Raw genomic sequence first — 25,895 nt, forward strand, 5'->3', positions numbered from 1 at the left:
TCCCACTTACTCATTGCTTGATAAACCCTTTGTAATGGCGTTTTACCAGTTGGCTTTCTAGCTGCTTCATTGTTTCTAAAGCAACGCCGACAACGATTAACATACTCGTTCCACCGATCTGTGCAGATGGAGGAAGATTTCCCAATTTCGTAAAGATAACTGGTAAGATTGCAATCGCTGCTAGGAAAATTGATCCTACAAAGGTCAAACGATACAAGATTTTTGTTAAATATTGTTCCGTATTCTTACCCGGACGAATACCTGGAACATATCCACCTTGCTTATTTAGATTCTCTGACATTTGCTCTGGATTAACCTGAACAAATGCATAGAAATATGTGAAGGCTACAATGAGCGCAACATATATGATCATTCCCACTGGGTGAGAATAGTTAAAGTTTGCAATAATCCACTGCGATACATCATGTTTCGGGAAGAACTGTGCAATAGTTGGAGGTGTAATTAAGAATGAAACAGCAAAAATGACTGGAATAACACCCGCACTATTTACCTTAAGTGGTAAATGAGTGTTTTGTGCTCCAGCATGATTCCCATTCGCTCCTGTTACACGCTTCGCATATTGAATTGGGATCTTTCTAACAGCCTGTTGAATGAAAATAACACCAACAATAACTGCTAGCACAGCTAGTAAGATCAATACAACTTTAACGATACTCATGAACAATTGATCTCCGATATTTTGAAACTGTTGTTGATACACTTGAGATATAACACTTGGGATCGCTGCGGCAATACCACCAAAGATAAGGATGGAAATACCATTACCTACACCTTTAGCTGTAATCTGTTCACCTAACCACATTAAAAATGCAGTACCAGCAGTCAGTACCGTAGCAATGTATAAATAAGTGCTCCAACCAGGATTCAAAATTAATTGCCCACCTACCATACCGTTAAAACCGATTGACATACCAAACCCCTGAATAAACGCAAGAACAATTGTAAAGTAACGCGTGAATTGCGTTAGTTTACGACGGCCCATTTCACCTTGCTTCGACCATTCCGAAAATTTAGGAACAACATCCATCTGCAATAATTGCACGATGATGGATGCTGTAATATACGGCATGATTCCCATCGCGAAGATGGAGAAGTTTTTCAAGGCGCCACCGCCAAATGTATTTAGGATACCTAAGGCATTTAATTGATCTTGTGCTTTCAGTACGTCTCCATTTGTAAATGGCACTGGGATAAACGTGCCAATCCTGAATACGATTAACATCGCTAAAGTGAATAATATTTTACGTCTTATCTCAGCAACGCGCATAAAGTTGGAGATTGTACGAAACATTAGATCACCTCAACTGATCCGCCAGCTGCTTCAATTGCTTCTTTAGCACTTGAAGAGAACTTGTGCGCTTTAACAGTTAATTTTTTCTCTACTGCTCCGCTTGCAAGAATTTTAACACCGTCGTTTAACTTGCTGATAACGCCAGTTTCCAGCAATAATTCAGGTGTTACTTCTGTACCATCTTCAAAACGATTTAACGTTGATAAGTTTACAATAGTAAACTCTTTACGGTTAATGTTTGTGAAGCCGCGTTTTGGTAAACGACGGAATAATGGAGTTTGACCACCTTCGAAGCCAAGACGAACACCGCCACCAGAACGTGCGTTTTGTCCTTTATGACCTTTACCAGCAGTTTTACCGTTACCAGAACCGATACCACGACCGACACGGTTACGTACTTTACGAGAACCTTCTGCAGGTTTTAATTCATGAAGTTTCATTCCCAGGCACCTCCTTATATTAATGAGTTATCCTTAAGCTTCTTTTACAGTTATAAGGTGAGAAACTTTGTTGATCATACCAAGAATAGCAGGAGTTTCTTCCTTAACTACAGTTGAATTCAACTTTTTAAGACCTAAAGCTTCTACCGTCGCACGTTGATCTTGTGGACGACCAATTACACTACGAGTGAGGGTAATTTCTAACTTTTTCGCCATTTGTTTTCCCTCCTTAACCTAGTAGCTCTTCTACAGATTTACCGCGTAATTTTGCAACATCTTCAGCGCGCTTAAGTTCGCTTAATCCGTTCACAGTAGCGCGAATCATGTTGATTGGTGTGTTAGAACCAAGAGATTTCGAAAGAATATCTTGTACACCAGCTAATTCAAGTACCGCACGAACAGGTCCACCAGCAATAACACCAGTACCTTCAGCAGCAGGTTTTAAGAATACTTCACCAGCTCCAAAATGACCGTTGATTGTGTGTGGAATTGTTGTACCAACTAATGGTACAGCGATTAAGTTTTTCTTAGCGTCTTCGATAGCTTTGCGAATTGCGTCTGGTACCTCTTGTGCTTTACCAGTACCGAATCCAACATGACCGTTTTTATCGCCAACTACAACTAGTGCAGCAAAGCGGAAACGACGACCACCCTTAACAACTTTCGCGACACGATTTATCGTAACTACACGTTCTTCAAGTTCTAATTTACTTGGGTCAATGCGATGCATCAATTTTCCCTCCTTTGACCATTAAAATTGTAATCCAGCCTCACGAGCAGCTTCAGCTAGAGCTTTAACACGGCCATGGTATAAGTAACCACCGCGATCGAATACTACTTCTTTAACGCCTTTCTCTACAGCACGCTTAGCAACTGATTCTCCAACTTTCGTAGCAGCTTCAGTATTGCTAGTACCGTTAAGAGCAAGGTCTTTATCAAGAGTAGATGCACTTACTAACGTTACACCATTCACATCATCAATAACTTGAGCGTAAATATGTTGGTTAGAACGGAACACGTTTAAACGTGGACGTTCTGCAGTACCAGTAAGTTTAGCACGTACACGTGCATGTCTTTTCTTACGAGTCGCATTTTTATCAGCTTTAGTGATCATTCTTGTCACTCCTTTCTCTCACCTAACGGGTTTACTTAGCAGTTTTACCTTCTTTACGACGAACAACTTCGCCTTCGTAACGAATACCTTTACCTTTATATGGCTCAGGAGCACGTACAGCACGGATGTTAGCAGCAAATTCGCCAACACGTTGCTTGTCGATACCTTTAATTACGATTTTAGTTGGTGCAGGTACTTCAACTTCGATACCTGCTTCCGGAGTCATTTCTACTGGATGAGAATAACCTACGCTTAATACAAGTTTATCTCCTTGTTTTTGAGCACGGTAACCAACACCGACTAATTCAAGTCCGCGTGCGAAACCTGTAGTTACACCTTCAACCATGTTTCCGATTAAAGCACGAGTTGTACCGTGTAATGCACGGTGTTCCTTCTGTTCAGATGGACGCTCAACTGTTAGTGTATTTTCTTCAATTTTGATAGACATATCAGCATTGAATTTACGAGTTAATTCACCTTTAGGGCCTTTTACTGTTACAGTATTGTCTTCTGCAATTGTAATAGTAACACCTGCAGGGATTTCAAGAATCTTTTTACCAATACGAGACATGTGGTCACACCTCCGTTCGTTTTAAATATATATTACCAAACGTATGCTACTACTTCTCCACCAGTTTGTAATTGACGAGCATCTTTGTCTGTCATTACTCCCTTAGATGTAGAAACAAGAGCGATACCTAATCCGTTAAGTACACGTGGTACTTCATCAGCTTTAGCGTAAACGCGTAAGCCAGGTTTACTGATACGTTTTAATCCAGTGATTACACGTTCATTGTTTGCACCATATTTCAGGAAAATACGAAGGATACCTTGTTTGTTATCCTCGATGTATTCTACATCACGAATGAAACCTTCACGTTTTAAAAGTTCAGCGATCTCTTTTTTGATTTTAGAAGCAGGAACCTCTAATTTCTCATGACGTACCATGTTCGCATTACGGATGCGAGTAAGCATGTCTGCAATTGGATCTGTCATCACCATGTGTTTTACCTCCTTCCCATTTGTGGGTTTTACCAACTAGCTTTTTTAACACCAGGAATTTGACCTTTATATGCAAGTTCACGGAAACAAATACGGCAAAGTTTAAATTTGCGGTATACAGAATGCGGACGACCGCAGCGTTCGCAACGTGTATACTCTTGTACTTTAAACTTAGGAGTACGCTTTTGTTTCGCTATCATAGATTTTTTAGCCACGTTTTCGCCTCCTCTACTTAGCGTTGGCTTCCATTATTTTTGGAATGGCATACCGAATTGTGTTAAAAGTTCACGAGCTTCTTCATCAGTTTTCGCTGTAGTAACGATTACGATGTCCATACCGCGGACTTTGCTTACTTTATCATAATCGATCTCAGGGAAGATAAGTTGCTCTTTAACACCTAATGTGTAGTTCCCACGACCATCGAATGATTTCTTAGAAACACCACGGAAATCACGTACACGTGGTAAAGAAACTGACACTAATTTGTCGAAGAACTCATACATTTGCTCGCCGCGTAAAGTTACTTTCGCACCGATTGGCATACCTTCACGAAGACGGAAACCAGCGATTGATTTTTTAGCACGAGTTACAACAGGTTTTTGACCTGCGATTTGTGTTAATTCTTCTACTGCATTGTCTAAAGCTTTTGAGTTAGATACCGCGTCACCAACACCAGTGTTGATTACGATCTTTTCGATTTTCGGTACTTCCATCACAGATTTATAGTTAAACTTGCTCACTAGAGCAGGAGTAATTTCCTTTTGGAACTTCTCTTTAAGGCGATTCAATGAAGTGACCTCCTTTCTTAAGAAAATTATTTATCTAATAATTCACCAGATTTTTTTGCAATACGAACTTTTTTACCATCTTCTACTTTGAAGCCTACACGAGTAGGTTCACCTGTTTTCGGATCTAAAATCATAACGTTAGAAACGTGAATAGGTGCTTCTTTAGTAATAATTCCACCTTGTGGATTTAATTGAGATGGCTTAGAGTGCTTCTTAACGATATTGACACCCTCAACGATAACACGGTTTTGCTTTGGGAAAGCCACAAGGATAACGCCTTGTTTTCCTTTGTCTTTACCAGTGATTACCTGTACTTTATCACCTTTTTTTACATGCATCTTAATTCTGCACCTCCTTAGCAAGGCAATACCTTAAATTATAGAACTTCTGGAGCTAAAGAAACGATCTTCATGAAGTTGCTATCACGTAATTCACGAGCTACTGGTCCGAAGATACGAGTACCACGTGGGCTCTTATCGTCTTTAATGATAACCGCTGCGTTTTCATCAAATTTGATGTAAGAACCGTCCGGACGACGAGCTCCGCTCTTCGTACGTACTACTACTGCTTTAACAACGTCACCTTTTTTAACAACGCCACCTGGTGTTGCTTGTTTTACCGTAGCAACGATAATATCACCAATGTTAGCATATTTACGACCAGAGCCGCCTAATACTTTAATTGTTAAAAGTTCACGTGCACCAGAGTTGTCAGCAACTTTCAAACGAGATTCTTGTTGGATCATGTTATGAAACCTCCCTTCGGACTAAAAATTCCGATTCGTCTATTTAGATAATAACCGCTTCTTCAACGATTTCAACTAAACGGAAACGCTTAGTAGCAGAAAGCGGGCGAGTTTCCATGATTTTAACGATATCGCCAAGTTTCGCTTGGTTTTGCTCATCATGGGCTTTGTACTTCTTAGAATACTTAACACGTTTTCCGTACAAGGAATGAGTTTTGTAAGTTTCAACTAAAACTGTAATCGTTTTGTCCATTTTGTCAGACACTACACGACCAGTATAAACTTTGCGTTGGTTACGTTCGCTCACTATGCAAACCTCCCCTCAATTTATCGATTAATTCCGATCTCTCTTTCACGAACTACAGTTTTCATACGAGCAATTGCTTTACGCACTTCACGAATGCGAGTTGGATTCTCTAATTGTCCTGTAGCAAGTTGGAAGCGAAGATTAAACAACTCTTCCTTTAAAGCTTTAACTTTTGTTTCGATTTCGGCAGTGGTTAATTCACGAATATCATTAGTTTTCATTAGATTCACCACCATTTTCTTCACGTTTTACGAATTTACATTTCACAGGTAACTTGTGAGCTGCAAGACGTAATGCTTCGCGTGCTACCTCTTCAGACACACCCGCGATTTCGAACATAATTTTCCCAGGTTTTACTACTGCTACCCAGCCTTCTGGTGCCCCTTTACCGGAACCCATACGTACTTCTAGAGGTTTTGCAGTGTAAGGCTTAGAAGGGAAAATTTTAATCCATACTTTACCGCCACGTTTCATGTAACGAGTCATTGCACGACGAGCAGCTTCGATTTGACGGTTTGTAATCCATGAAGCAGCTTGTGCTTGTAAACCGAATTCACCGAAAGCAATTTCAGTTCCACCTTTTGCACGACCACGCATTTTACCACGATGCTCTCTACGATATTTTACGCGTTTTGGCATTAACATATTATTTTCCTCCTTCCTCAGAAGCTTTCTTTTTTGTAGGAAGGACTTCTCCACGGTAGATCCATACTTTTACGCCTAATTTACCGTATGTTGTATCAGCTTCAACTGCTGCATAGTCAATATCAGCGCGAAGTGTATGAAGTGGAACAGTTCCTTCACTGTAAGATTCTGCACGAGCGATATCAGCTCCGCCAAGACGACCAGAAACCTGTGTTTTAATACCCTTAGCACCTGCACGCATAGCACGTTGAATAACTTGCTTTTGTGCACGACGGAATGATACACGGTTTTCTAATTGACGAGCGATGTTTTCGCCTACTAATTTAGCGTTAAGATCAGCTCTCTTAACTTCTAAAATGTTGATGTGTACACGCTTGCCTGTTAATTGGTTAAGAGCTTTACGAAGTGCTTCAACTTCAGTACCACCTTTACCAATTACCATACCAGGTTTTGCAGTGTGAATTGTAACATTTACACGATTTGCTGCACGTTCGATTTCTACTTTAGCAACAGCAGAATCTTTTAAGCGTACAGTAATGTACTCACGGATTTTGATGTCTTCATGTAATAATGTAGCGTAATCTTTCTCAGCGAACCAACGAGATTCCCAGTCACGGATAACACCGACACGAAGACCAATTGGATTAACCTTTTGACCCATCGATTATCCCTCCTTCTTTTCTGATACCACAACTGTGATGTGGCTTGTGCGTTTGTTAATTTGGCTTGCACGACCCATTGCACGTGGACGGAAACGTTTCAACGTTGGACCTTCGTCAACGAAAACTTTTTCAACAACTAGGTTGTTAATATCCATCTCATAATTGTGCTCTGCATTTGCGATTGCAGATTTTAAAACTTTTTCTACAACTGGAGAAGCAGTTTTTGGTGTGTGGTTAAGGATAGCAATCGCTTCACCCACTTGCTTACCTCGGATTAAGTCTACTACTAAACGAACTTTACGAGGAGCAATACGAACTGTTCTCGCTACTGCTTTAGCTTGCATTGAAGTGCCTCCTCTCATTATCTTCTAGTTTTCTTATCGTCAGCAAGGTGACCTTTATACGTACGAGTTGGTGCGAATTCACCTAACTTATGGCCAACCATATCCTCAGTGATGTACACAGGTACGTGTTTACGACCATCATATACAGCGATTGTGTGTCCGATGAACTGAGGGAAGATAGTTGAACGGCGAGACCAAGTTTTAACAACTTGTTTTTGCTCAGATGCAACTAATTTTTCCATTTTGCTCATTAAGTGATCATCGACAAATGGTCCTTTTTTTAAGCTACGAGCCATTTTGGTGCCTCCCTTCGTGATTGGCGTACGGTTCTTGAAACGAACCGTACTACAATCCCATTATTTTTTACGACGACGAACGATAAATTTATCAGACGCTTTGTTTTTCTTACGAGTCTTGAATCCAAGAGTTGGTTTACCCCATGGAGACATTGGAGACTTACGTCCGATTGGAGAGCGTCCTTCACCACCACCGTGTGGGTGATCAACCGGGTTCATTACAGAACCACGAACTGTTGGGCGCTTACCTAACCAGCGAGAGCGACCTGCTTTACCGATTTTGATAAGTTCGTGTTGTTCGTTACCAACTTGACCGATTGAAGCGCGACAAGCAGATAATACAAGACGTACTTCACCAGAAGTTAAACGTACAAGTACGTATTTACCTTCTTTACCAAGTACTTGAGCAGATGTACCAGCAGAACGAACTAATTGTCCGCCACGACCAGGCTTAAGCTCGATGTTATGAACAACAGTACCTACTGGAATGTTGATTAATGGTAATGCGTTACCGATTTTAATGTCAGCTTCTGGGCCAGACATAACTTCCATACCTACTTCTAAAGATTTAGGAGCAAGAATGTAACGTTTTTCACCGTCAACGTAGTTAATTAATGCGATATTCGCAGAGCGGTTTGGATCGTATTCGATCGTAGCAACGCGTCCTGGAATTCCATCTTTGTTACGCTTAAAGTCGATGATACGGTATTGACGCTTATGTCCGCCACCTTGATGACGTACAGTAATTTTACCTTGGTTATTACGACCCGCCTTCTTGCTTAAAGGAGCAAGTAATGACTTTTCGGGTCTGTCAGTCGTGATTTCAGCGAAATCATTCGTAGTCATATTACGACGACCGTTAGTAGTTGGATTATACTTTTTAATTCCCATCTCAATTTCCCTCCTTCTTTAGTAAGAATTAAACGCCTTGGAAGATTTCGATTTCTTTGCTGTCAGCAGTTAGCTTAACGATTGCTTTACGACGACGGCTAGTAAAACCAGCGTGACGACCAACGCGTTTTGCTTTCGGCTTGTAGTTCATGATGTTCACTTTTTCTACTTTAACACCAAAGATCGCTTCAAGAGCATCTTTAACTTCTGTTTTATTAGATTTAACGTCCACATCGAACGTGTATTTTTTTTCAGCCATCATTTCCATAGAACGTTCAGTGATAACTGGGCGCTTAATGATATCACGAGGATCTCTCATTATGCAAGCACCTCCTCTACTTTTTCCACTGCCGCTTTTGTCATGATTAGCTTATCATGATGAAGCACGTCTAAAACGTTTACGCCATCAGCAGTGATTACTGTTACTCCAGGGATATTGCGAGCAGATAACTCTACAGATTCGTTTGCATCAGCAGTTACGATAAGAGCTTTCTTCTCAACAGTTAATCCTTTAAGTACTGCTAGCATATCTTTTGTTTTTGGTGCATTTAACACTAGGTCTTCAAGAACTACAATGTTGTTCTCAACTACTTTAGTAGCTAATGCAGATTTGATTGCTAAACGACGAACTTTCTTAGGAAGTTTGTACGCATAGCTTCTTGGTGTAGGTCCGAATACCGTACCACCACCACGCCATTGAGGAGAGCGGATAGACCCTTGACGAGCACGTCCAGTTCCTTTTTGACGCCATGGTTTACGACCACCACCGCGAACTTCAGAACGAGTTTTTACTTTGTGTGTACCTTGACGTAAAGATGCACGTTGCATCATTACAGCTTCGAAAAGTACAGCTTCATTTGGTTCGATACCGAAAATAGCTTCAGCTAATTCGATTTCACCAACCTGTGAACCAGTTTGGTTATATACAGTAACTTTTGGCATTGGAATTCCTCCTTCCTATTGTGAATTATTTGCTAACCTTCACAGCGCCTTGAACAACTACAAGAGATTTCTTAGCACCTGGAACGTTACCTTTTACTAGTAATAAGTTGCGCTCAGTGTCAACTTGAACGATTTCTAAGTTTTGGATAGTAACTTGGTCTCCACCCATACGTCCAGCAAGTTTTTTGCCTTTGAATACACGGTTCGGAGCAACTGGGCCCATTGAACCTGGACGACGGTGATAGCGAGAACCATGAGACATAGGTCCGCGAGATTGTCCGTGGCGTTTGATAACACCTTGGAAACCTTTACCTTTAGAAATTCCTGTTACGTCAACGATTTCACCTGCAGCGAAAACTTCAACTTTTACCTCTTGACCAACCTCTAATCCGTCCACGTCTGCATCGCGGATTTCGCGAATGAAGCGCTTAGGAGTTGTAGATGCTTTAGCAGTGTGGCCTTGTTCAGGTTTGTTAGTTAACTTTTCACGTTTATCTTCAAATCCTAACTGGATTGCATTGTAGCCATCAGTTTCAGTTGTTTTCTTTTGAAGAACAACGTTTGGATTAGCAGCGATAACTGTTACTGGGATTAACTCACCGTTCTCAGCAAATACTTGAGTCATACCGATCTTTCTTCCTAAGATTCCTTTGGTCATGAGTTACACCTCCTACATTTTTAAGTTATATAATTTATAGTTTGATTTCGATATCTACACCAGACGGTAAGTCTAAACGCATTAATGAATCTACTGTTTGTGGAGTAGGACTCACGATATCGATTAAACGTTTGTGTGTGCGCATTTCGAATTGCTCACGAGAATCTTTGTACTTATGAACAGCACGAAGAATTGTGTAAATAGTCTTCTCAGTTGGTAATGGGATCGGACCAGAAACTGTTGCCCCAGAACGCTTAGCTGTTTCTACAATTTTCTCAGCTGATTGATCAAGAATACGGTGATCATAAGCTTTTAAACGGATACGAATTTTTTCTTTTGCCATTATTTTCCCTCCTTCGTTCGCCTATTTCTAAAATAGACCTTCTCCATGGAAATTTCCCCACACCATGCCATGGCAAAGCGGCCGGGTGTGTCAGCAACCTTCCACTTCATCGCAGTCAAAGACCAACATTGTCTATTATACAATGTTATTCGTCTAGATGCAAGCATCTTTTTGTTTGCATCTGCTTTTCTCTACTTTTGCTATTATACATGGCACTTTAAAGAATTTCAAGTTTTCATCTAACAGAATTCATTTTACAGTTTTTGGGTTTTGTTTTGTTGGTTTTATATTACTATAGAAGAAACTCGTCAAAACATAAAAATAAAATCTTACTCATTATATAAACACAAACAAAAAACCCAAGGGAGAATCCCTTGGGTTTTTATATCAGTTAAGATTACTCAACGATAGTTGCAACTACGCCGTAACCTACTGTGCGTCCACCTTCACGAATAGAGAATTTAGTTCCCTCTTCGATAGCGATTGGAGCGATAAGTTCGATAGTCATTTCGATGTTGTCACCAGGCATTACCATTTCAGTACCTTCTGGTAATTGGATGATACCAGTTACGTCAGTTGTACGGAAGTAGAACTGAGGACGGTAGTTAGCGAAGAATGGAGTGTGACGTCCACCTTCTTCTTTAGATAATACGAAAACTTCAGCTTTGAATTTAGCGTGTGCTTTTACAGAGCCAGTTTTAGCAAGAACTTGTCCACGTTGGATGTCTTCACGAGCAACCCCACGAAGAAGAGCACCGATGTTGTCTCCAGCTTGAGCTTGGTCAAGAAGTTTACGGAACATTTCTACACCAGTTACAGTTGTAGAAGCATTCTCTTCAGCAAGACCGATGATTTCTACTACGTCACCAACTTTAACGATTCCGCGCTCTACACGACCAGTTGCAACTGTACCACGACCTGTGATAGAGAATACATCCTCGATAGGCATTAAGAATGGTTTGTCAGTTTCACGTTCTGGAGTTGGGATGTAAGCATCAACTTCAGTCATTAATTCAATGATTTTTGCTTCCCAATCAGCTTCTCCTTGAAGAGCTTTAAGAGCAGAACCTTTGATTACAGGAATGTCGTCGCCTGGGAATCCGTATTCAGATAATAGGTCACGAACTTCCATTTCTACTAATTCTAATAATTCTTCGTCGTCTACCATGTCGCATTTGTTTAAGAATACAACGATGTAAGGTACACCTACTTGACGAGAAAGAAGGATGTGCTCACGTGTTTGAGGCATTGGGCCATCAGCAGCAGATACTACTAAGATACCGCCGTCCATTTGAGCAGCACCAGTGATCATGTTTTTAACATAGTCAGCGTGACCTGGGCAGTCAACGTGTGCATAGTGACGAGTTTCAGTTTCGTACTCAACGTGTGCAGTTGAGATTGTGATTCCGCGCTCTCTTTCTTCTGGAGCAGCGTCGATTTGATCGTATCCGCGTGCTTCAGCACCACCAGCTTTTGCAAGAACTGTAGTGATCGCAGCAGTTAATGTAGTTTTACCATGGTCAACGTGGCCGATTGTACCGATGTTAACATGGGGTTTAGAACGTTCGAATTTAGCTTTAGCCATTCTAAATTCCTCCTTAGTTTATATAGGTTATTTTATATTTAGACTAGAAAGCGAAACCAAAGTCTCACTTTCTAAGCTTACATAAGTAGTTATACTTGAACAATCGATAAAAATCAATTATTCACCTTTATTTTTTTTAATAATTTCTTCTGAAACAGACTTCGGTACTTCTTCATAATGATCAAATGTCATTGAGAATGTTCCGCGTCCTTGAGTGTTTGAACGTAATGCTGTCGCATAACCGAACATTTCAGAAAGTGGAACCATAGCGCGAACAACTTGTGCGTTACCGCGAGCTTCCATACCTTCTACACGTCCACGACGAGATGTTACGTCACCCATGATGTCTCCCATGTATTCTTCAGGAATTACAACTTCAACTTTCATCATTGGCTCAAGAATTACTGGGTTACATTTAGAAACCGCAGCTTTAAGTGCCATAGATGCAGCGATTTTGAACGCCATCTCAGATGAATCGACATCATGGTAAGAACCGTCAACTAATGCTGCTTTAATGTCAACTAGTGGGTAACCAGCTAGTACACCATTTTTAAGTGAGTCTTCAAGACCCGCTCCAACAGCTGGGATGTATTCACGTGGAACTACACCGCCGACGATTTTGTTTTCGAATTCAAATCCTTTACCTTCTTCGTTAGGTGCAAACTCAATCCAAACGTGACCGAATTGTCCACGTCCACCAGATTGACGAGCGAACTTACCTTCAACTTTCGCAGCAGCGCGGAAAGTTTCACGGTATGCTACCTGAGGAGCACCAACGTTTGCTTCAACTTTGAATTCACGGCGCATACGGTCAACGATGATATCAAGGTGAAGTTCACCCATACCAGCGATGATTGTTTGGCCAGTTTCTTGGTCAGTGTGAGCACGGAATGTTGGATCTTCTTCAGAAAGCTTAGATAATGCTGTACCCATTTTATCTTGGTCAGCTTTAGATTTTGGTTCGATAGCTACAGAGATAACTGGCTCTGGGAATTCCATAGACTCAAGGATAACAAGGCTCTTCTCGTCACAAAGAGTATCACCAGTAGTAGTATCTTTTAAACCTACAGCAGCAGCGATGTCACCAGCGTAAACTGTTGAAATCTCTTCACGGCTGTTAGCGTGCATTTGTAGGATACGACCTACACGCTCACGCTTACCTTTAGTTGAGTTTTTCACGTATGATCCAGAGTTTAACACACCAGAGTACACACGGAAGAACGTTAACTTACCAACATAAGGGTCAGTCATGATTTTGAATGCTAAAGCTGCAAATGGTTCTTCATCGCTAGACTTACGTTCTACTTCTTCCTCTGTATCCGGAAGAGTACCTTTAATAGCAGGTACATCTAATGGAGATGGTAGGTAGTCGATAACTGCGTCTAACAGAATTTGAACACCTTTGTTTTTGAATGCAGAACCACAGATTACTGGGAAGAATTCTACAGAAGTTGTAGCCTTACGGATACCAGCTTTAAGCTCTTCTACAGTGATTTCTTCACCTTCTAGGTACTTCATCATCATTTCTTCATCAAGCTCAGCTACCGCTTCAATAAGCTTTCCACGGTATTCTTCAGCTAGCTCTTTGTGCTCTTCAGGAATTTCGACACGCTCGATGTCTGTTCCTAAATCGTTACCGTACATGTAAGCACACTCTTCAACAAGGTCAATGATACCATTGAACTCATCTTCAGCACCGATTGGTAACTGAATTGGATGTGCGTTTGCTTGTAAACGATCGTGGATTGTTCCTACAGAGTATAAGAAATCTGCACCGATCTTATCCATTTTGTTAACGAATACGATACGAGGTACACCGTAAGTAGTAGCCTGACGCCAAACAGTTTCTGTTTGTGGTTCTACACCAGATTGTGCATCAAGTACTGCTACCGCACCATCAAGTACGCGTAAAGAACGTTCTACTTCTACTGTGAAGTCTACGTGTCCTGGAGTGTCAATGATATTTACACGGTGACCTTTCCATTGAGCTGTAGTTGCAGCAGAAGTAATTGTGATACCACGCTCTTGCTCTTGCTCCATCCAGTCCATCTGAGATGCACCTTCATGAGTTTCACCGATTTTATGAATACGTCCTGTGTAATACAGAATACGCTCAGTTGCTGTAGTTTTACCAGCATCGATGTGAGCCATGATACCAATATTACGAGTGTTTTCTAAAGAGAACTCTCTTGTCATTTGGTGTCTTGCTCCTTCCATATATGGATTGGATTTTTTTATTTTAAGTAGCAAAAAAGCCACTTTATATTGTTACATATGCCAGTGTCCAGTACCCTCATTATGTAAAACGAGCGCCCAACGAAAGGGAGAGGCATTCTCCCTCTCCACACTTCCATAAGCGACAAATAAAGCGGTTTATGCTTACATTTATTTTACGTTGAATCCTACCAACGGTAATGAGCAAATGCTTTGTTAGCTTCTGCCATTTTATGAGTGTCTTCACGTTTCTTAACAGATGCACCAGCGTTGTTAGCTGCATCTAAGATTTCGTAAGCTAGACGCTCTTCCATAGTTTTTTCACCACGAAGACGAGCATAGTTTACTAACCAGCGAAGACCTAAAGTTGTACGGCGTTCTGGACGAACCTCAACTGGAACTTGGTAGTTAGCACCACCAACACGACGAGCGCGTACTTCAAGAACAGGCATGATGTTCTTAAGAGCTTGCTCGAATACTTCCATTGGTTCTTTATCTGAACGTTCACGAACGATATCGAAAGCGTTATAAAGAATTGTTTGAGATTTACCTTTTTTACCGTCAACCATCATTTTGTTGATTAGGCGTGTTACAAGTTTAGAATTGTACATTGGATCAGGTAACACGTCACGTTTCGCAACAGGTCCTTTACGAGGCATATTGAGTTCCTCCTTTCATTATAAGTTTATTATTTTTTAGCAGGTTTTGGTCGCTTAGTACCATATTTAGAACGTCCTTGCATACGTTTGTCAACACCAGCTGTATCAAGCGCTCCACGAACGATGTGGTAACGTACCCCTGGTAAATCCTTTACTCGACCACCGCGAATTAATACTACGCTATGCTCTTGTAGGTTATGACCGATACCTGGGATGTAAGCTGTAACTTCAATACCGTTTGTTAAACGTACACGAGCGTATTTACGTAACGCTGAGTTAGGTTTCTTTGGAGTCATTGTACCAACACGAGTACATACACCACGTTTTTGAGGTGCAGAGATATCAGTTGATTTTTTCTTTAAAGAGTTAAAACCTTTGTTTAACGCAGGTGATTTAGATTTCCATACTTTATCAGTACGACCATTTCTCACTAATTGGTTAATAGTAGGCATTTGATTATCCTCCCTTCGCATGTTTGTATGACCACATATCCAGGTGGTTCATTATTAGTTGAAAACAAAGTTTTTGCAAGGAAGAGCAAATGCTCTCTCCTCACAAAAACAGTTTTAACTTATTATTCCTATTGCTGAAGCTCCCACTTGAATCCTCGAAACTTTTCCAAGCTTACGAACTGATTCAACTTTGGTTATGGGTATGTTATGTTGCAAAGCAGTGCGAATGATAATATGGGTTAACCGCACATCAGCATCTTCTGCAATAACAACTTCTTTAACTATACCATTTTTGATTGCTTCCAATGTTCGTTTATGACCAACGACTACATTTTCAGCATTTGACACTTTTTGATAAGACATATAAATATCCTCCAAAGCATCGTTCAGGAGCAACCTTGATTATAGTAACATTTTGACTCATACAATGTCAACTAGGATTAGATGTTTTTATACAAAATTTACGACGGAAAATTTTACTGTTCCACATAAATCTCATCGTTTTCTACATTCATGTCATCTTGTGTTGTTTTTACAAGATCCACTTTGCGATAACGATTCATACCTGTTCCAGCAGGAACAAGTTTACCGATAATAACGTTCTCTTTCAGTCCTAGAAGCTCATCACGTTTACCTTTAATTGCTGCATCAGTTAAGACACGAGTTGTTTCTTGGAATGATGCTGCAGATAAGAATGAATCAGTTTCAAGTGAAGCTTTTGTAATACCAAGTAGAACAGGTCTAGCCGTTGCTGGTTGTTTACCTTGCAGTAACACCTTCGCATTCGCATCAGTAAACTGATGGATATCTAGTAATGTTCCTGGTAATACATCTGTTTCACCTGCATCACTTACACGAACTTTACGTAGCATTTGACGTACCATTACCTCTACGTGTTTGTCACCAATTTCTACCCCTTGCATACGGTATACTTTTTGAACTTCACGTAATAAGTATTCTTGAACTGCCGTAATGTCCGTTACTTTTAGTAATTCTTTCGGATCAATAGAACCTTCTGTTAACTCTTTACCGTGGCTAATTGGCTGTCCTGGCGTTACTTTCAGACGAGCACCGTAAGGAATAGCATACGTACGGGCTTCAACCTCACCCTGTACAACTACTTCTTGGCGATCTTTAACATCGTTGATCGCTGCGATAACACCGTCGATTTCACTGATAACTGCCTGACCTTTCGGATTACGAGCTTCAAAGATCTCTTGGATACGAGGTAAACCTTGTGTGATATCATCACCGGCAACCCCACCTGTATGGAACGTACGCATCGTTAACTGTGTACCTGGCTCACCGATAGATTGAGCCGCGATAATACCTACCGCTTCTCCTACTTCTACGTCTGTACCAGTTGCTAAGTTACGACCGTAACACTTCTTACATACACCATGGCGAGTGTTACACGTAAACGCTGAACGAATGTTTACAGTTTCAACACCCGAATTTTCAACGATATGAGCGATATCTTCAGTAATTAATTGATTTTCAGCAACTAATACTTCACCTGTTTCAGGATGTTTTACAGTTTTTCTTGCAAAACGTCCAACAAGACGATCATATAATGACTCAATTACTTCATTACCCTCTTTAATCGCACCGATTAGTAAACCGCGATCTGTTCCACAATCATCTTCACGAACAATTACATCTTGTGCAACGTCTACAAGACGACGTGTTAAGTAACCAGAATCGGCAGTCTTAAGTGCTGTATCGGCAAGACCTTTACGAGCACCATGCGTAGAGATGAAGTACTCAAGTACTGTTAAACCTTCACGGAAACTTGATTTGATCGGAAGTTCAATGATACGACCAGATGGATTGGCCATCAGACCACGCATACCAGCAAGCTGAGTGAAGTTAGATGCGTTACCACGGGCACCGGAATCACTCATCATGAAGATTGGATTGCGTTTATTCAAGGACTTCATCAGTTTTCCTTGGATAACGTCTTTTGCATTACTCCAAATAGAGATAACACGATCGTAACGTTCTTCTTCCGTGATTAAACCGCGACGGAATTGTTTAATTACATTATCTACTTTTGCTTGTGCTTCGTGGAGAATTTCATCTTTTTCACCTAATACAAGAATGTCAGATACCCCAACTGTAATACCAGCTTTTGTAGAGTATTTAAATCCTAAGTTCTTCATACGGTCAAGCATGCGAGACGTCTCTGTAATTTTGAAACGCTTGAATACTTCCGCAATGATGTTACCAAGAATCTTCTTGCTAAATGGTGCCACTTCTTCGCGACTAGCAATAATTTCTTTAATGTTCGCACCTTTTTCAACGAAATATTCCGCTGGTGTTTCTTTTTCAAGGTTTGAGTTTGTTGGTTCGTTAATATAAGGGAACGACTCTGGTAAGATTTCGTTAAATATTAATTTACCAACTGTTGTTAATAGAAGCTTACCTTTTTGCTCTTCAGTAAACGTTACATTATTTACTGAACTTGCAGCAACTGCAACACGCGTGTGCAGATGTACATATCCATTTTGGTATGCAAGTATTGCTTCGTTGGCATCTTTGAAGACCATACCTTCACCGATTGCACCTTCACGCTCAAGTGTTAAGTAGTAGTTACCTAATACCATATCCTGAGATGGAGTAACAACTGGTTTTCCGTCTTTTGGATTCAAGATGTTTTGTGCCGCTAACATAAGAATACGAGCTTCTGCTTGTGCTTCTGATGATAACGGAACGTGAACCGCCATTTGGTCACCGTCAAAGTCCGCGTTGTATGCAGTACATACAAGTGGGTGAAGACGGATTGCACGACCTTCTACTAGTGTAGGTTCAAACGCCTGGATACCAAGACGGTGAAGTGTTGGTGCGCGGTTTAGAAGTACTGGATGTTCTTTAATCACAGATTCTAAAACGTCCCAAACTTCAGGTTGTACACGCTCGATTTTACGTTTAGCACTCTTAATGTTGTGTGCTAAACCTTTTTCAACTAACTCTTTCATAACGAAAGGTTTGAACAGTTCAAGCGCCATTTCTTTCGGTAATCCACATTGGTACATCTTTAAGTTCGGTCCTACAACGATTACTGAACGACCAGAGTAGTCAACACGTTTACCTAATAAGTTTTGACGGAAACGTCCTTGTTTACCTTTAAGCATGTGAGATAGAGATTTTAATGGACGGTTACCTGGTCCAGTAACTGGACGGCCACGGCGACCATTATCGATTAATGCGTCTACAGCTTCTTGTAACATACGTTTTTCGTTTTGAACGATGATGCTTGGTGCACCTAAGTCCAATAGACGTTTTAAACGGTTGTTACGGTTAATTACACGACGGTATAAGTCGTTTAAATCAGAAGTAGCAAAACGTCCACCATCCAACTGTACCATTGGGCGTAGTTCTGGTGGGATAACTGGAAGAACATCTAGGATCATCCAAGATGGGTGATTTCCAGAGTTACGGAATGCTTCTAATACTTCTAGACGTTTAATAGCACGAGTACGGCGTTGTCCTTGTGCTGTTTTTAATTCTTCTTTTAAGAAGTCTACTTCTTTATCTAAATCGATATCTTGTAGTAGCTTTTTAATCGCTTCTGCACCCATAGCAGCTTGGAATGTGCTACCATATCGATCACGATATGCACGGTATTCTTTTTCAGAAAGTAATTGCTTCTTATCAAGTGGTGTATCTCCACTTTCTGTTACAACATAAGAAGCGAAATAAATTACTTCTTCAAGCGCGCGAGGGGACATGTCTAAGACAAGTCCCATGCGGCTCGGGATACCTTTGAAATACCAAATATGAGATACAGGAGCAGCTAATTCGATATGACCCATACGTTCACGACGAACTTTTGCACGCGTTACTTCAACGCCACATCGATCACAAACTACACCTTTATAACGTACACGTTTGTATTTTCCGCAATGACATTCCCAGTCCTTTTGTGGTCCGAAAATACGCTCACAGAACAAGCCATCTTTTTCAGGCTTTAACGTACGATAGTTAATTGTTTCTGGTTTCTTAACTTCACCGTATGACCAAGAACGAATCTTGTCAGGTGAAGCAAGTCCAATCTTCATATATTCAAAGTTATTTACATCTATCAAGGGGCCTACCTCCCTTTTAGTCTACAGGTTATCCCAATTATTCCTTAGTTGTCTCAACTTCGACATTCAATTTATCTGCTGATTGATGATCGTCGTCATCTTCTGTATCACGCATTTCGATTTCTTTATCGTCGCTAGACATCATTTTAACGTCCATACCTAAACTTTGCAGTTCTTTAATCAATACTTTGAATGATTCAGGAACGCCTGGTTCTGGAACATTTTCACCTTTAACAATTGCTTCATACGTCTTAACACGTCCGATAACATCATCAGACTTCACTGTTAAGATTTCTTGAAGAGTATAAGCAGCACCATAAGCTTCAAGTGCCCAAACCTCCATCTCACCGAAACGCTGTCCACCGAACTGAGCTTTACCTCCAAGAGGTTGCTGCGTTACAAGTGAGTATGGTCCAGTAGAACGAGCATGAAGTTTATCGTCAACCATGTGCGCAAGTTTGATCATATACATGACACCAACAGATACGCGGTTATCGAATGGTTCACCAGTACGTCCGTCATACAGGATTGTTTTCGCGTCATTTGCCATACCAGCTTCTTCAATTGTGCCCCATACATCTTCCTCACGAGCACCATCGAATACTGGTGTTGCAATGTGAATGCCAAGGTATCTTGCTGCCATACCAAGATGAAGCTCTAATACCTGACCGATATTCATACGAGATGGTACCCCTAATGGGTTTAACATGATATCGATTGGCGTACCATCTGGTAAGTAAGGCATATCTTCTTCTGGTAAAATACGAGAGATAACACCTTTGTTACCGTGACGTCCTGCCATCTTGTCACCTTCAGAAATTTTACGTTTTTGAACGATATACGCACGTACAAGTTGATTCACGCCTGGTGGCAATTCATCGCCATCTTCACGGTTGAATACTTTTACGTCTAAGATAATACCGCCACCACCATGTGGTACACGTAGTGATGTATCACGTACTTCACGTGCTTTTTCACCGAAGATTGCATGTAATAGACGTTCTTCTGCTGTTAGTTCTGTTACACCTTTAGGTGTTACTTTACCAACAAGTAGGTCTCCATCTTTTACTTCAGCACCGACGCGAATAATACCACGCTCATCAAGGTTACGAAGTGCATCTTCTCCGACGTTTGGAATATCACGTGTAATTTCTTCTGGTCCAAGCTTCGTATCACGAGCTTCTGACTCATATTCTTCAATATGAATAGAAGTGTACACATCATCTTTTACAAGGCGCTCACTCATAATGATCGCATCCTCATAGTTATAACCGTCCCATGTCATGAAGCCAACAAGCACGTTACGTCCAAGTGCTAGTTCACCTAATTCCATAGAAGGACCATCCGCAAGGATTTCACCTTTTACAACTTCATTTCCAACACTTACGATTGGACGTTGGTTGTAGCAAGTTCCTTGGTTAGAACGAATGAATTTTTGCATTTTGTAGCGATCTAAGTCGCCTTTTACTGTTTGACCGTCAACTTCTACATAGCGACGTACCCAAACTTCACGTGCTTCTACGCGTTCAACAACACCAGGGTGTTTACAGATTACTGCAGCACCTGAGTCTTTTGCTGATACGTACTCCATACCTGTACCTACAATCGGTGATTCCGGATTCATTAACGGAACCGCCTGACGTTGCATGTTCGCTCCCATAAGTGCGCGGTTAGAGTCATCGTTTTCTAAGAACGGAATACAAGCTGTCGCTGCCGACACTACTTGCTTTGGAGATACATCCATATAGTCGATGCGTTCTTTATTTGTGACAATGTTTTCACCACGGAAACGAGCTACGATATCTTCATCAAGGAATTCTCCTTCTTCAGATAATTTCATATTCGCTTGGGCTACAACATAATTATCTTCTTCATCTGCTGTTAAATAATCAACCTGCCCTGTTACAAGACCAGTTTCTGGGTCAACACGACGGTATGGTGTTTCAATGAAACCAAACTCATTTACTTTCGCGAACGAAGATAATGAGTTAATCAAACCGATGTTTGGTCCCTCTGGTGTTTCAATCGGACACATACGACCGTAGTGAGAGTAGTGAACGTCACGCACTTCAAAGCCTGCGCGCTCACGCGTTAAACCACCGGGTCCTAATGCAGATAGTCTTCGTTTGTGAGTTAACTCTGCTAATGGGTTTGTTTGGTCCATGAACTGAGATAACTGAGAACTTCCGAAGAACTCTTTAATAGATGCAATAACAGGACGGATGTTAATTAACGCCTGTGGTGTAATTGCATTTGTATCTTGAATCGACATTCTCTCACGAACAACACGTTCCATACGAGAAAGACCGATACGGAATTGGTTTTGTAAAAGCTCTCCTACTGAACGTAAACGACGGTTTCCTAAGTGGTCGATATCGTCTGTGTCCCCTACTTTGTATAGTAGGTTGAAGAAGTAGCTGATAGAAGCAAGGATATCACCTGGTGTAATATGTTTTATATCACGAGTAATATTTGCATTACCAATTACGTTAATTACGCGTTCGCCTTCTGACTCAGGAGCATAAATCTTAATAGATTGCAGCTCAACATCGCCTGCTACCACTCCACCCATTGGTTTCGCTGTTTTGAATCCAATGTTTTTCTCTAAGTAAGGTAGAATGCGATCAAGTGTACGACGATCTAAGACTGTTCCTTCTGCCGCTAAAATTTCACCAGTTTCTGGATCCACCAGTGTTTCAGCTAAACGTTGGTTAAACAATCTATTTTTAATGTGTAGCTTTTTGTTGATCTTATAGCGACCTACATTTGCTAAGTCGTAGCGCTTCGGATCAAAGAAACGAGACACAAGTAAGCTCTTTGCATTTTCTACTGTTGGTGGTTCACCAGGGCGTAGACGCTCATAAATTTCAAGCAATGCTTTTTCTGTGCTATCTGTGTTGTCTTTTTCTAATGTATTGCTTAAGTATTCGTTATCACCTAAAAGCTCGGTGATTTCTTGATCAGAGCCAAACCCTAATGCGCGTAACAAAACAGTTACAGGAAGTTTACGAGTACGGTCAATACGTACATATACAACATCCTTAGCATCTGTCTCATACTCTAACCAAGCCCCGCGGTTTGGAATTACAGTAGCAGTAAAACCACGTTTTCCGTTTTTATCCACTTTGCCACTATAGTATACGCTTGGAGAGCGAACTAACTGGGAAACGATAACACGTTCTGCACCGTTAATTACGAATGTTCCAGTCTCTGTCATGAGTGGGAAATCTCCCATGAACACATCTTGTTCTTTTACTTCACCAGTTTCCTTGTTGATTAGACGCACTTTTACACGAAGTGGTGCTGCATACGTCACATCACGCTCTTTGCATTCTTCTACAGAGTATTTAGGTTCACCTAAGCTGTAGTCGATAAATTCAAGCGATAGATTTCCCGTAAAGTCTTCGATCGGAGAAATGTCTTGGAACATTTCTCGCAAACCCTCATCAAGAAACCACTGATAAGAAGAGGTTTGAATTTCGATAAGATTTGGTAACTCTAATACTTCACTAATACGGGCATAACTTCTTCGTTGGCGGTGGCGTCCGTATTGAACTAGTTGACCTGTCAACTGCTTCACCCCTCAAATCATGAGTATTATAAATGCACAAAAAAATTTGTGCAAAATCACAAATAAATACAACTACTGCTATTAGCGTAGTTTTTTTCTCTTAAAGATAGATACGTTGAGTCTTTCTACCTGCTCAAAAAGAAAAATGGCTTCTTTAAGAAAACCATCATTCTGTTTCATAATCTGCTGATTTTACTATCTTTTCCAAGAGAAACAAAAATATACATCTTTTCTCAACGCAGAAAATCATATATTGGCATTGTATAATGTTAACATAGCCAAAAATAACCGTCAACGCTTTTTTGATTTTATGATATAATATCCTTTTTTCTTTTCTACAACTTCAACTTCAGAAAATACTTCTTCTAGTTTTTTTAGCGCAGATGGTGCACCTTGTTTCTTTTGAATAACAATCCACAATTCTCCACCTGAAACTAAATACTCTACAGCTTTTTCTAAAATCTCATGCACGATATCTTTACCAGCACGAATTGGAGGATTAGATAGAATAACAGCATACTTGCCATCTACATTTTCATAGACACTACTTTGCAAAATACGTACATTTTCAATTTTGTTATTAGCGGCATTTTCTTTTGCAAGCCCCAAGGCCCTTTCATTCACATCCACCATGTGAATTTCACGATCTCGAAACTCTTTCGCTAACGACAAACCGATTGGACCGTACCCACACCCTACGTCTAACACATTACCTTTAACATCTGGCATTTGAAACGCTTCAATTAAAAGACGAGAACCAAAGTCCACTTCGTTTTTCGAGAACACCCCATGGTCAGATAAAAAAGTAAATCGAGATTCACGAAGCGTAAATTCCCATCGTTTACGATCACTCTTACTAGAAGGGTCGTTAGAAAAATAATGGTCTGCCATATGGCCACCTCTTTTCTTTACAGTTAAAAAAAAAGCTCGCATGAGAGCGAGCTTTTTAAAGCATCAAAAGTTAATTACTTAACTTCTACAGCAGCGCCAACTTCTTCAAGTTTAGCTTTCATTTCTTCAGCTTCCTCTTTAGAAACGCCTTCTTTGATTGCTTTTGGAGTGTTGTCAACTAATTCTTTAGCTTCTTTTAAGCCAAGACCAGTGATTTCACGTACAGCTTTGATAACTTTGATTTTTTGAGCGCCAGCACTTGCAAGTACTACGTCAAATTCAGTTTTCTCAGCAGCAGCTTCACCAGCGCCACCAGCTACAGCTACAGGAGCAGCAGCAGTTACGCCGAATTCTTCCTCGATAGCTTTTACTAAGTCGTTAAGTTCTAATACAGTCATAGATTTAACTGCTTCAATGATTTGTTCTTTAGTCATTGTAAATATCCTCCCTTAAATAGGTTTGTATTGTTTTATAGATAACAAGTAATTATCTTTTAAAAAATTAAGCGCCTTGCTCTTCCTTTTGTTCTGCAACTGCTTTAGTAGCAAGTGCAAGGTTACGGATTGGAGCTTGAAGAACGCTAAGAAGCATAGAAAGTAAGCCTTCACGTGATGGAAGAGTAGCGATAGCTTTAACCTCATCAAGTGTTACAAGTTTACCTTCGATTACGCCCGCTTTAATTTCTAAAGCTTCATGTTTTGTAGCGAAGTCGTTTAATACTTTCGCAGGAGCAACTACATCCTCGTTACTGAACGCGATTGCGTTTGGTCCTGTTAAGAATTCGTTTAACTCAGCCATTTCAGCAGACTCTGCAGCACGACGAGTTAAAGAGTTTTTGTAAACTTTGAACTCAACGCCAGCTTCACGTAATTGCTTACGTAATTCTGTTGCTTCAGAAACTGTTAAACCACGGTAGTCAACAACGATTGTAGATTTACTAGCGCGAAGTTTGTCCGCGATTTCAGTTACAACTTGTTGTTTAGTTTCGATTACTTTGCTCATGTTATTACACCTCCTGTAGATTATATAGAAGATGTACCGAAAGTGCACTAAAAACCTCCATGCCCAACTTGTAGACATGGAGGCATATAGTCACAGAAAAAAGATTCCGCTTCGTATATTAACACCTAGGTAGGAAATTAAGTCGAATGACACCTACTGTCTACGGTACACTATTTAAATTCACAACATAAATGATTATATTAAAACTTCTTTATGAAGTCAACTTCCAATTTTTACGCAAGTGTAGAAACGTCTACGCGTACGCCAGGTCCCATTGTAGAAGCAACAGTTGCATTCTTCATGTAAGTACCTTTTGCAGCAGCTGGCTTAGCTTTTTGTAGCGTGTCAGCAATTGTTTTGAAGTTTTCTACTAGTTTAGCATCTTCGAAAGATACTTTACCGATTGGAACGTGGATGTTACCAGCTTTATCAACGCGGTATTCAACTTTACCAGCTTTGATTTCGTTAACAGCTTTAGTTACATCGAAAGTAACCGTTCCAGTTTTAGGGTTTGGCATTAAACCTTTAGGTCCTAATACGCGACCAAGTTTACCAACTTCACCCATCATGTCAGGAGTTGCTACTACTACATCGAAATCGAACCAACCTTGTTGGATTTTACCGATGTAATCAGCATCGCCTACGAATTCAGCGCCAGCAGCTTCAGCTTCTTTTGCTTTTTCGCCTTTAGCGAATACTAATACACGTTGTACTTTACCAGTACCGTGTGGAAGAACAACTGCGCCACGAATTTGTTGGTCAGCTTTCTTAGGGTCAACACCTAAACGGAATGCAGCTTCTACAGTTGCATCAAATTTAGCTGTGTTTGTTTTCTTTACTAATTCTACTGCTTCTGTTGCAGAGTAAGCAGTTGCACGATCAACAAGCTTCGCAGCTTCTACGTACTTTTTACCTCTTTTAGCCATTTTTATTTCCTCCTCGAA

At 40.6% G+C, this 25,895-nt stretch carries 33 protein-coding genes and 1 other annotated feature; all 33 genes read right to left on the reverse strand.

All coding sequences use genetic code 11. The features are described 5' to 3' along the window. Positions 1-10: 10 nt before the first annotated feature. The gene (gene secY / locus ACS2MN_RS28465; RefSeq protein WP_000490120.1) at positions 11-1,312 is read right to left on the reverse strand and encodes a preprotein translocase subunit SecY; all 1,302 of its coding nucleotides are present in this window, start codon (positions 1,310-1,312) and stop codon (positions 11-13) included. Continuing rightward, positions 1,312-1,752: a 50S ribosomal protein L15 gene (rplO, locus tag ACS2MN_RS28470; protein WP_000766083.1), complete on the reverse strand. Its 441-nt coding sequence runs from the start codon at positions 1,750-1,752 to the stop codon at positions 1,312-1,314. Before rplO ends, secY begins: the two co-directional genes overlap by 1 nt. Before the next feature lie 33 nt (positions 1,753-1,785). Next, positions 1,786-1,968 carry a 50S ribosomal protein L30 gene (gene rpmD, locus ACS2MN_RS28475; protein WP_001085231.1) on the reverse strand — a complete coding sequence of 61 codons (183 nt, stop codon included), beginning with the start codon at positions 1,966-1,968 and terminating at the stop codon, positions 1,786-1,788. A 13-nt stretch (positions 1,969-1,981) separates the two neighbouring features. Next, positions 1,982-2,482, reverse strand: coding sequence for a 30S ribosomal protein S5 (rpsE, locus tag ACS2MN_RS28480; protein ID WP_000554646.1), 501 nt, complete (start codon positions 2,480-2,482; stop codon positions 1,982-1,984). A gap of 21 nt (positions 2,483-2,503) precedes the next feature. Further along, entirely contained in the window at positions 2,504-2,866 is a 363-nt protein-coding gene (gene rplR / locus ACS2MN_RS28485) for a 50S ribosomal protein L18 (RefSeq protein ID WP_000628818.1), read from the reverse strand. A gap of 31 nt (positions 2,867-2,897) precedes the next feature. Continuing rightward, positions 2,898-3,437, reverse strand: coding sequence for a 50S ribosomal protein L6 (rplF, locus tag ACS2MN_RS28490; protein WP_000086552.1), 540 nt, complete (start codon positions 3,435-3,437; stop codon positions 2,898-2,900). 32 nt (positions 3,438-3,469) lie between these two features. Further along, a complete protein-coding gene (gene rpsH / locus ACS2MN_RS28495; protein ID WP_000245511.1) occupies positions 3,470-3,868 on the reverse strand; it encodes a 30S ribosomal protein S8 in 399 nt (132 codons plus the stop codon). Between the two features lie 29 nt (positions 3,869-3,897). After that, positions 3,898-4,083, reverse strand: a complete 186-nt coding sequence (gene rpsN / locus ACS2MN_RS28500; protein ID WP_001085700.1) for a 30S ribosomal protein S14 — start codon at positions 4,081-4,083, stop codon at positions 3,898-3,900. 33 nt (positions 4,084-4,116) lie between these two features. Beyond that, positions 4,117-4,656 carry a 50S ribosomal protein L5 gene (gene rplE, locus ACS2MN_RS28505; protein ID WP_001080829.1) on the reverse strand — a complete coding sequence of 180 codons (540 nt, stop codon included), beginning with the start codon at positions 4,654-4,656 and terminating at the stop codon, positions 4,117-4,119. Positions 4,657-4,682: 26 nt separating this feature from the next. After that, positions 4,683-4,994 (reverse strand): 50S ribosomal protein L24, encoded by a 312-nt coding sequence (rplX, locus tag ACS2MN_RS28510; RefSeq protein ID WP_000558200.1) that lies wholly within the window; start codon positions 4,992-4,994, stop codon positions 4,683-4,685. A 38-nt stretch (positions 4,995-5,032) separates the two neighbouring features. After that, positions 5,033-5,401 carry a 50S ribosomal protein L14 gene (gene rplN / locus ACS2MN_RS28515; RefSeq protein WP_000615912.1) on the reverse strand — a complete coding sequence of 123 codons (369 nt, stop codon included), beginning with the start codon at positions 5,399-5,401 and terminating at the stop codon, positions 5,033-5,035. Positions 5,402-5,444: 43 nt separating this feature from the next. Further along, positions 5,445-5,708 carry a 30S ribosomal protein S17 gene (rpsQ, locus tag ACS2MN_RS28520; RefSeq protein WP_000004106.1) on the reverse strand — a complete coding sequence of 88 codons (264 nt, stop codon included), beginning with the start codon at positions 5,706-5,708 and terminating at the stop codon, positions 5,445-5,447. A 20-nt stretch (positions 5,709-5,728) separates the two neighbouring features. Then, positions 5,729-5,929 carry a 50S ribosomal protein L29 gene (gene rpmC / locus ACS2MN_RS28525; protein ID WP_000855718.1) on the reverse strand — a complete coding sequence of 67 codons (201 nt, stop codon included), beginning with the start codon at positions 5,927-5,929 and terminating at the stop codon, positions 5,729-5,731. Then, on the reverse strand, positions 5,919-6,353 hold the full coding sequence (gene rplP, locus ACS2MN_RS28530) for a 50S ribosomal protein L16 (RefSeq protein ID WP_000928969.1): 435 nt from the start codon (positions 6,351-6,353) through the stop codon (positions 5,919-5,921). The genes rpmC and rplP overlap by 11 nt, the downstream gene beginning before the upstream one ends. Position 6,354: 1 nt before the next feature. After that, positions 6,355-7,014: a 30S ribosomal protein S3 gene (gene rpsC / locus ACS2MN_RS28535; RefSeq protein ID WP_000529958.1), complete on the reverse strand. Its 660-nt coding sequence runs from the start codon at positions 7,012-7,014 to the stop codon at positions 6,355-6,357. 3 nt (positions 7,015-7,017) lie between these two features. After that, complete coding sequence (gene rplV / locus ACS2MN_RS28540; protein ID WP_001148024.1) at positions 7,018-7,359, reverse strand: 50S ribosomal protein L22; 342 nt, start codon at positions 7,357-7,359, stop codon at positions 7,018-7,020. A 17-nt stretch (positions 7,360-7,376) separates the two neighbouring features. Next, positions 7,377-7,655, reverse strand: a complete 279-nt coding sequence (gene rpsS, locus ACS2MN_RS28545; protein ID WP_000124454.1) for a 30S ribosomal protein S19 — start codon at positions 7,653-7,655, stop codon at positions 7,377-7,379. Between the two features lie 60 nt (positions 7,656-7,715). Beyond that, a complete protein-coding gene (gene rplB / locus ACS2MN_RS28550) occupies positions 7,716-8,546 on the reverse strand; it encodes a 50S ribosomal protein L2 (RefSeq protein WP_000511583.1) in 831 nt (276 codons plus the stop codon). 28 nt (positions 8,547-8,574) lie between these two features. Then, positions 8,575-8,865 (reverse strand): 50S ribosomal protein L23, encoded by a 291-nt coding sequence (gene rplW / locus ACS2MN_RS28555; protein ID WP_001205558.1) that lies wholly within the window; start codon positions 8,863-8,865, stop codon positions 8,575-8,577. Beyond that, positions 8,865-9,488 carry a 50S ribosomal protein L4 gene (rplD, locus tag ACS2MN_RS28560; protein ID WP_001127258.1) on the reverse strand — a complete coding sequence of 208 codons (624 nt, stop codon included), beginning with the start codon at positions 9,486-9,488 and terminating at the stop codon, positions 8,865-8,867. Before rplD ends, rplW begins: the two co-directional genes overlap by 1 nt. Before the next feature lie 25 nt (positions 9,489-9,513). After that, positions 9,514-10,146 (reverse strand): 50S ribosomal protein L3, encoded by a 633-nt coding sequence (gene rplC, locus ACS2MN_RS28565; RefSeq protein ID WP_000160209.1) that lies wholly within the window; start codon positions 10,144-10,146, stop codon positions 9,514-9,516. 34 nt (positions 10,147-10,180) lie between these two features. Then, complete coding sequence (gene rpsJ, locus ACS2MN_RS28570) at positions 10,181-10,489, reverse strand: 30S ribosomal protein S10 (protein WP_001040595.1); 309 nt, start codon at positions 10,487-10,489, stop codon at positions 10,181-10,183. 397 nt (positions 10,490-10,886) lie between these two features. Further along, the gene (tuf, locus tag ACS2MN_RS28575) at positions 10,887-12,074 is read right to left on the reverse strand and encodes an elongation factor Tu (protein WP_001029617.1); all 1,188 of its coding nucleotides are present in this window, start codon (positions 12,072-12,074) and stop codon (positions 10,887-10,889) included. A gap of 117 nt (positions 12,075-12,191) precedes the next feature. Beyond that, positions 12,192-14,270, reverse strand: a complete 2,079-nt coding sequence (gene fusA / locus ACS2MN_RS28580) for an elongation factor G (RefSeq protein ID WP_000196385.1) — start codon at positions 14,268-14,270, stop codon at positions 12,192-12,194. Positions 14,271-14,476: 206 nt separating this feature from the next. After that, on the reverse strand, positions 14,477-14,947 hold the full coding sequence (rpsG, locus tag ACS2MN_RS28585; RefSeq protein WP_001137492.1) for a 30S ribosomal protein S7: 471 nt from the start codon (positions 14,945-14,947) through the stop codon (positions 14,477-14,479). A 29-nt stretch (positions 14,948-14,976) separates the two neighbouring features. Continuing rightward, a complete protein-coding gene (gene rpsL / locus ACS2MN_RS28590) occupies positions 14,977-15,399 on the reverse strand; it encodes a 30S ribosomal protein S12 (protein ID WP_001142341.1) in 423 nt (140 codons plus the stop codon). A 114-nt stretch (positions 15,400-15,513) separates the two neighbouring features. After that, positions 15,514-15,762 carry a ribosomal L7Ae/L30e/S12e/Gadd45 family protein gene (locus ACS2MN_RS28595; protein ID WP_098805602.1) on the reverse strand — a complete coding sequence of 83 codons (249 nt, stop codon included), beginning with the start codon at positions 15,760-15,762 and terminating at the stop codon, positions 15,514-15,516. A gap of 113 nt (positions 15,763-15,875) precedes the next feature. After that, positions 15,876-19,487 carry a DNA-directed RNA polymerase subunit beta' gene (rpoC, locus tag ACS2MN_RS28600; RefSeq protein WP_000567945.1) on the reverse strand — a complete coding sequence of 1,204 codons (3,612 nt, stop codon included), beginning with the start codon at positions 19,485-19,487 and terminating at the stop codon, positions 15,876-15,878. A 37-nt stretch (positions 19,488-19,524) separates the two neighbouring features. Continuing rightward, on the reverse strand, positions 19,525-23,058 hold the full coding sequence (gene rpoB, locus ACS2MN_RS28605; RefSeq protein ID WP_000147560.1) for a DNA-directed RNA polymerase subunit beta: 3,534 nt from the start codon (positions 23,056-23,058) through the stop codon (positions 19,525-19,527). Between the two features lie 291 nt (positions 23,059-23,349). Then, the gene (locus ACS2MN_RS28610; protein ID WP_000763277.1) at positions 23,350-23,949 is read right to left on the reverse strand and encodes a class I SAM-dependent methyltransferase; all 600 of its coding nucleotides are present in this window, start codon (positions 23,947-23,949) and stop codon (positions 23,350-23,352) included. A gap of 74 nt (positions 23,950-24,023) precedes the next feature. Continuing rightward, on the reverse strand, positions 24,024-24,383 hold the full coding sequence (rplL, locus tag ACS2MN_RS28615; protein ID WP_000159737.1) for a 50S ribosomal protein L7/L12: 360 nt from the start codon (positions 24,381-24,383) through the stop codon (positions 24,024-24,026). Positions 24,384-24,450: 67 nt separating this feature from the next. After that, a complete protein-coding gene (rplJ, locus tag ACS2MN_RS28620) occupies positions 24,451-24,951 on the reverse strand; it encodes a 50S ribosomal protein L10 (RefSeq protein WP_000048718.1) in 501 nt (166 codons plus the stop codon). Between the two features lie 39 nt (positions 24,952-24,990). Next, positions 24,991-25,135 (reverse strand) — a sequence feature (ribosomal protein L10 leader region). A 49-nt stretch (positions 25,136-25,184) separates the two neighbouring features. Beyond that, entirely contained in the window at positions 25,185-25,877 is a 693-nt protein-coding gene (gene rplA, locus ACS2MN_RS28625) for a 50S ribosomal protein L1 (RefSeq protein ID WP_002093855.1), read from the reverse strand. Positions 25,878-25,895: the final 18 nt, after the last annotated feature.

The sequence above is a fragment of the Bacillus cereus group sp. BceL062 genome, assembly GCF_051780025.1.
In the GTDB taxonomy this organism is placed as follows: domain Bacteria; phylum Bacillota; class Bacilli; order Bacillales; family Bacillaceae_G; genus Bacillus_A; species Bacillus_A toyonensis.

Coding starts and splice junctions, on each gene's coding strand:
- rpsL (WP_001142341.1), bottom strand. CDS start 15,399: ATGCCTACTATTAACCAATTAGTGAGAAATGGTCGTACTGATAAAGTA.
- rpmD (WP_001085231.1), bottom strand. CDS start 1,968: ATGGCGAAAAAGTTAGAAATTACCCTCACTCGTAGTGTAATTGGTCGT.
- rplX (WP_000558200.1), bottom strand. CDS start 4,994: ATGCATGTAAAAAAAGGTGATAAAGTACAGGTAATCACTGGTAAAGAC.
- rplD (WP_001127258.1), bottom strand. CDS start 9,488: ATGCCAAAAGTTACTGTATATAACCAAACTGGTTCACAGGTTGGTGAA.
- rplJ (WP_000048718.1), bottom strand. CDS start 24,951: ATGAGCAAAGTAATCGAAACTAAACAACAAGTTGTAACTGAAATCGCG.
- rplO (WP_000766083.1), bottom strand. CDS start 1,752: ATGAAACTTCATGAATTAAAACCTGCAGAAGGTTCTCGTAAAGTACGT.
- rplL (WP_000159737.1), bottom strand. CDS start 24,383: ATGACTAAAGAACAAATCATTGAAGCAGTTAAATCTATGACTGTATTA.
- ACS2MN_RS28595 (WP_098805602.1), bottom strand. CDS start 15,762: ATGTCTTATCAAAAAGTGTCAAATGCTGAAAATGTAGTCGTTGGTCAT.
- fusA (WP_000196385.1), bottom strand. CDS start 14,270: ATGACAAGAGAGTTCTCTTTAGAAAACACTCGTAATATTGGTATCATG.
- rpsC (WP_000529958.1), bottom strand. CDS start 7,014: ATGGGTCAAAAGGTTAATCCAATTGGTCTTCGTGTCGGTGTTATCCGT.
- rplB (WP_000511583.1), bottom strand. CDS start 8,546: ATGGGAATTAAAAAGTATAATCCAACTACTAACGGTCGTCGTAATATG.
- rpmC (WP_000855718.1), bottom strand. CDS start 5,929: ATGAAAACTAATGATATTCGTGAATTAACCACTGCCGAAATCGAAACA.
- rplF (WP_000086552.1), bottom strand. CDS start 3,437: ATGTCTCGTATTGGTAAAAAGATTCTTGAAATCCCTGCAGGTGTTACT.
- rpsH (WP_000245511.1), bottom strand. CDS start 3,868: ATGGTGATGACAGATCCAATTGCAGACATGCTTACTCGCATCCGTAAT.
- rplC (WP_000160209.1), bottom strand. CDS start 10,146: ATGACCAAAGGAATCTTAGGAAGAAAGATCGGTATGACTCAAGTATTT.
- rplR (WP_000628818.1), bottom strand. CDS start 2,866: ATGATCACTAAAGCTGATAAAAATGCGACTCGTAAGAAAAGACATGCA.
- rpsJ (WP_001040595.1), bottom strand. CDS start 10,489: ATGGCAAAAGAAAAAATTCGTATCCGTTTAAAAGCTTATGATCACCGT.
- rplW (WP_001205558.1), bottom strand. CDS start 8,865: ATGAGAGATCCTCGTGATATCATTAAGCGCCCAGTTATCACTGAACGT.
- tuf (WP_001029617.1), bottom strand. CDS start 12,074: ATGGCTAAAGCTAAATTCGAACGTTCTAAACCCCATGTTAACATCGGT.
- rplN (WP_000615912.1), bottom strand. CDS start 5,401: ATGATCCAACAAGAATCTCGTTTGAAAGTTGCTGACAACTCTGGTGCA.
- rplV (WP_001148024.1), bottom strand. CDS start 7,359: ATGCAAGCTAAAGCAGTAGCGAGAACAGTTCGTATTGCTCCTCGTAAA.
- secY (WP_000490120.1), bottom strand. CDS start 1,312: ATGTTTCGTACAATCTCCAACTTTATGCGCGTTGCTGAGATAAGACGT.
- rpsS (WP_000124454.1), bottom strand. CDS start 7,655: ATGGCTCGTAGCTTAAAAAAAGGACCATTTGTCGATGATCACTTAATG.
- rpsG (WP_001137492.1), bottom strand. CDS start 14,947: ATGCCTCGTAAAGGACCTGTTGCGAAACGTGACGTGTTACCTGATCCA.
- ACS2MN_RS28610 (WP_000763277.1), bottom strand. CDS start 23,949: ATGGCAGACCATTATTTTTCTAACGACCCTTCTAGTAAGAGTGATCGT.
- rpsE (WP_000554646.1), bottom strand. CDS start 2,482: ATGCATCGCATTGACCCAAGTAAATTAGAACTTGAAGAACGTGTAGTT.
- rplP (WP_000928969.1), bottom strand. CDS start 6,353: ATGTTAATGCCAAAACGCGTAAAATATCGTAGAGAGCATCGTGGTAAA.
- rplA (WP_002093855.1), bottom strand. CDS start 25,877: ATGGCTAAAAGAGGTAAAAAGTACGTAGAAGCTGCGAAGCTTGTTGAT.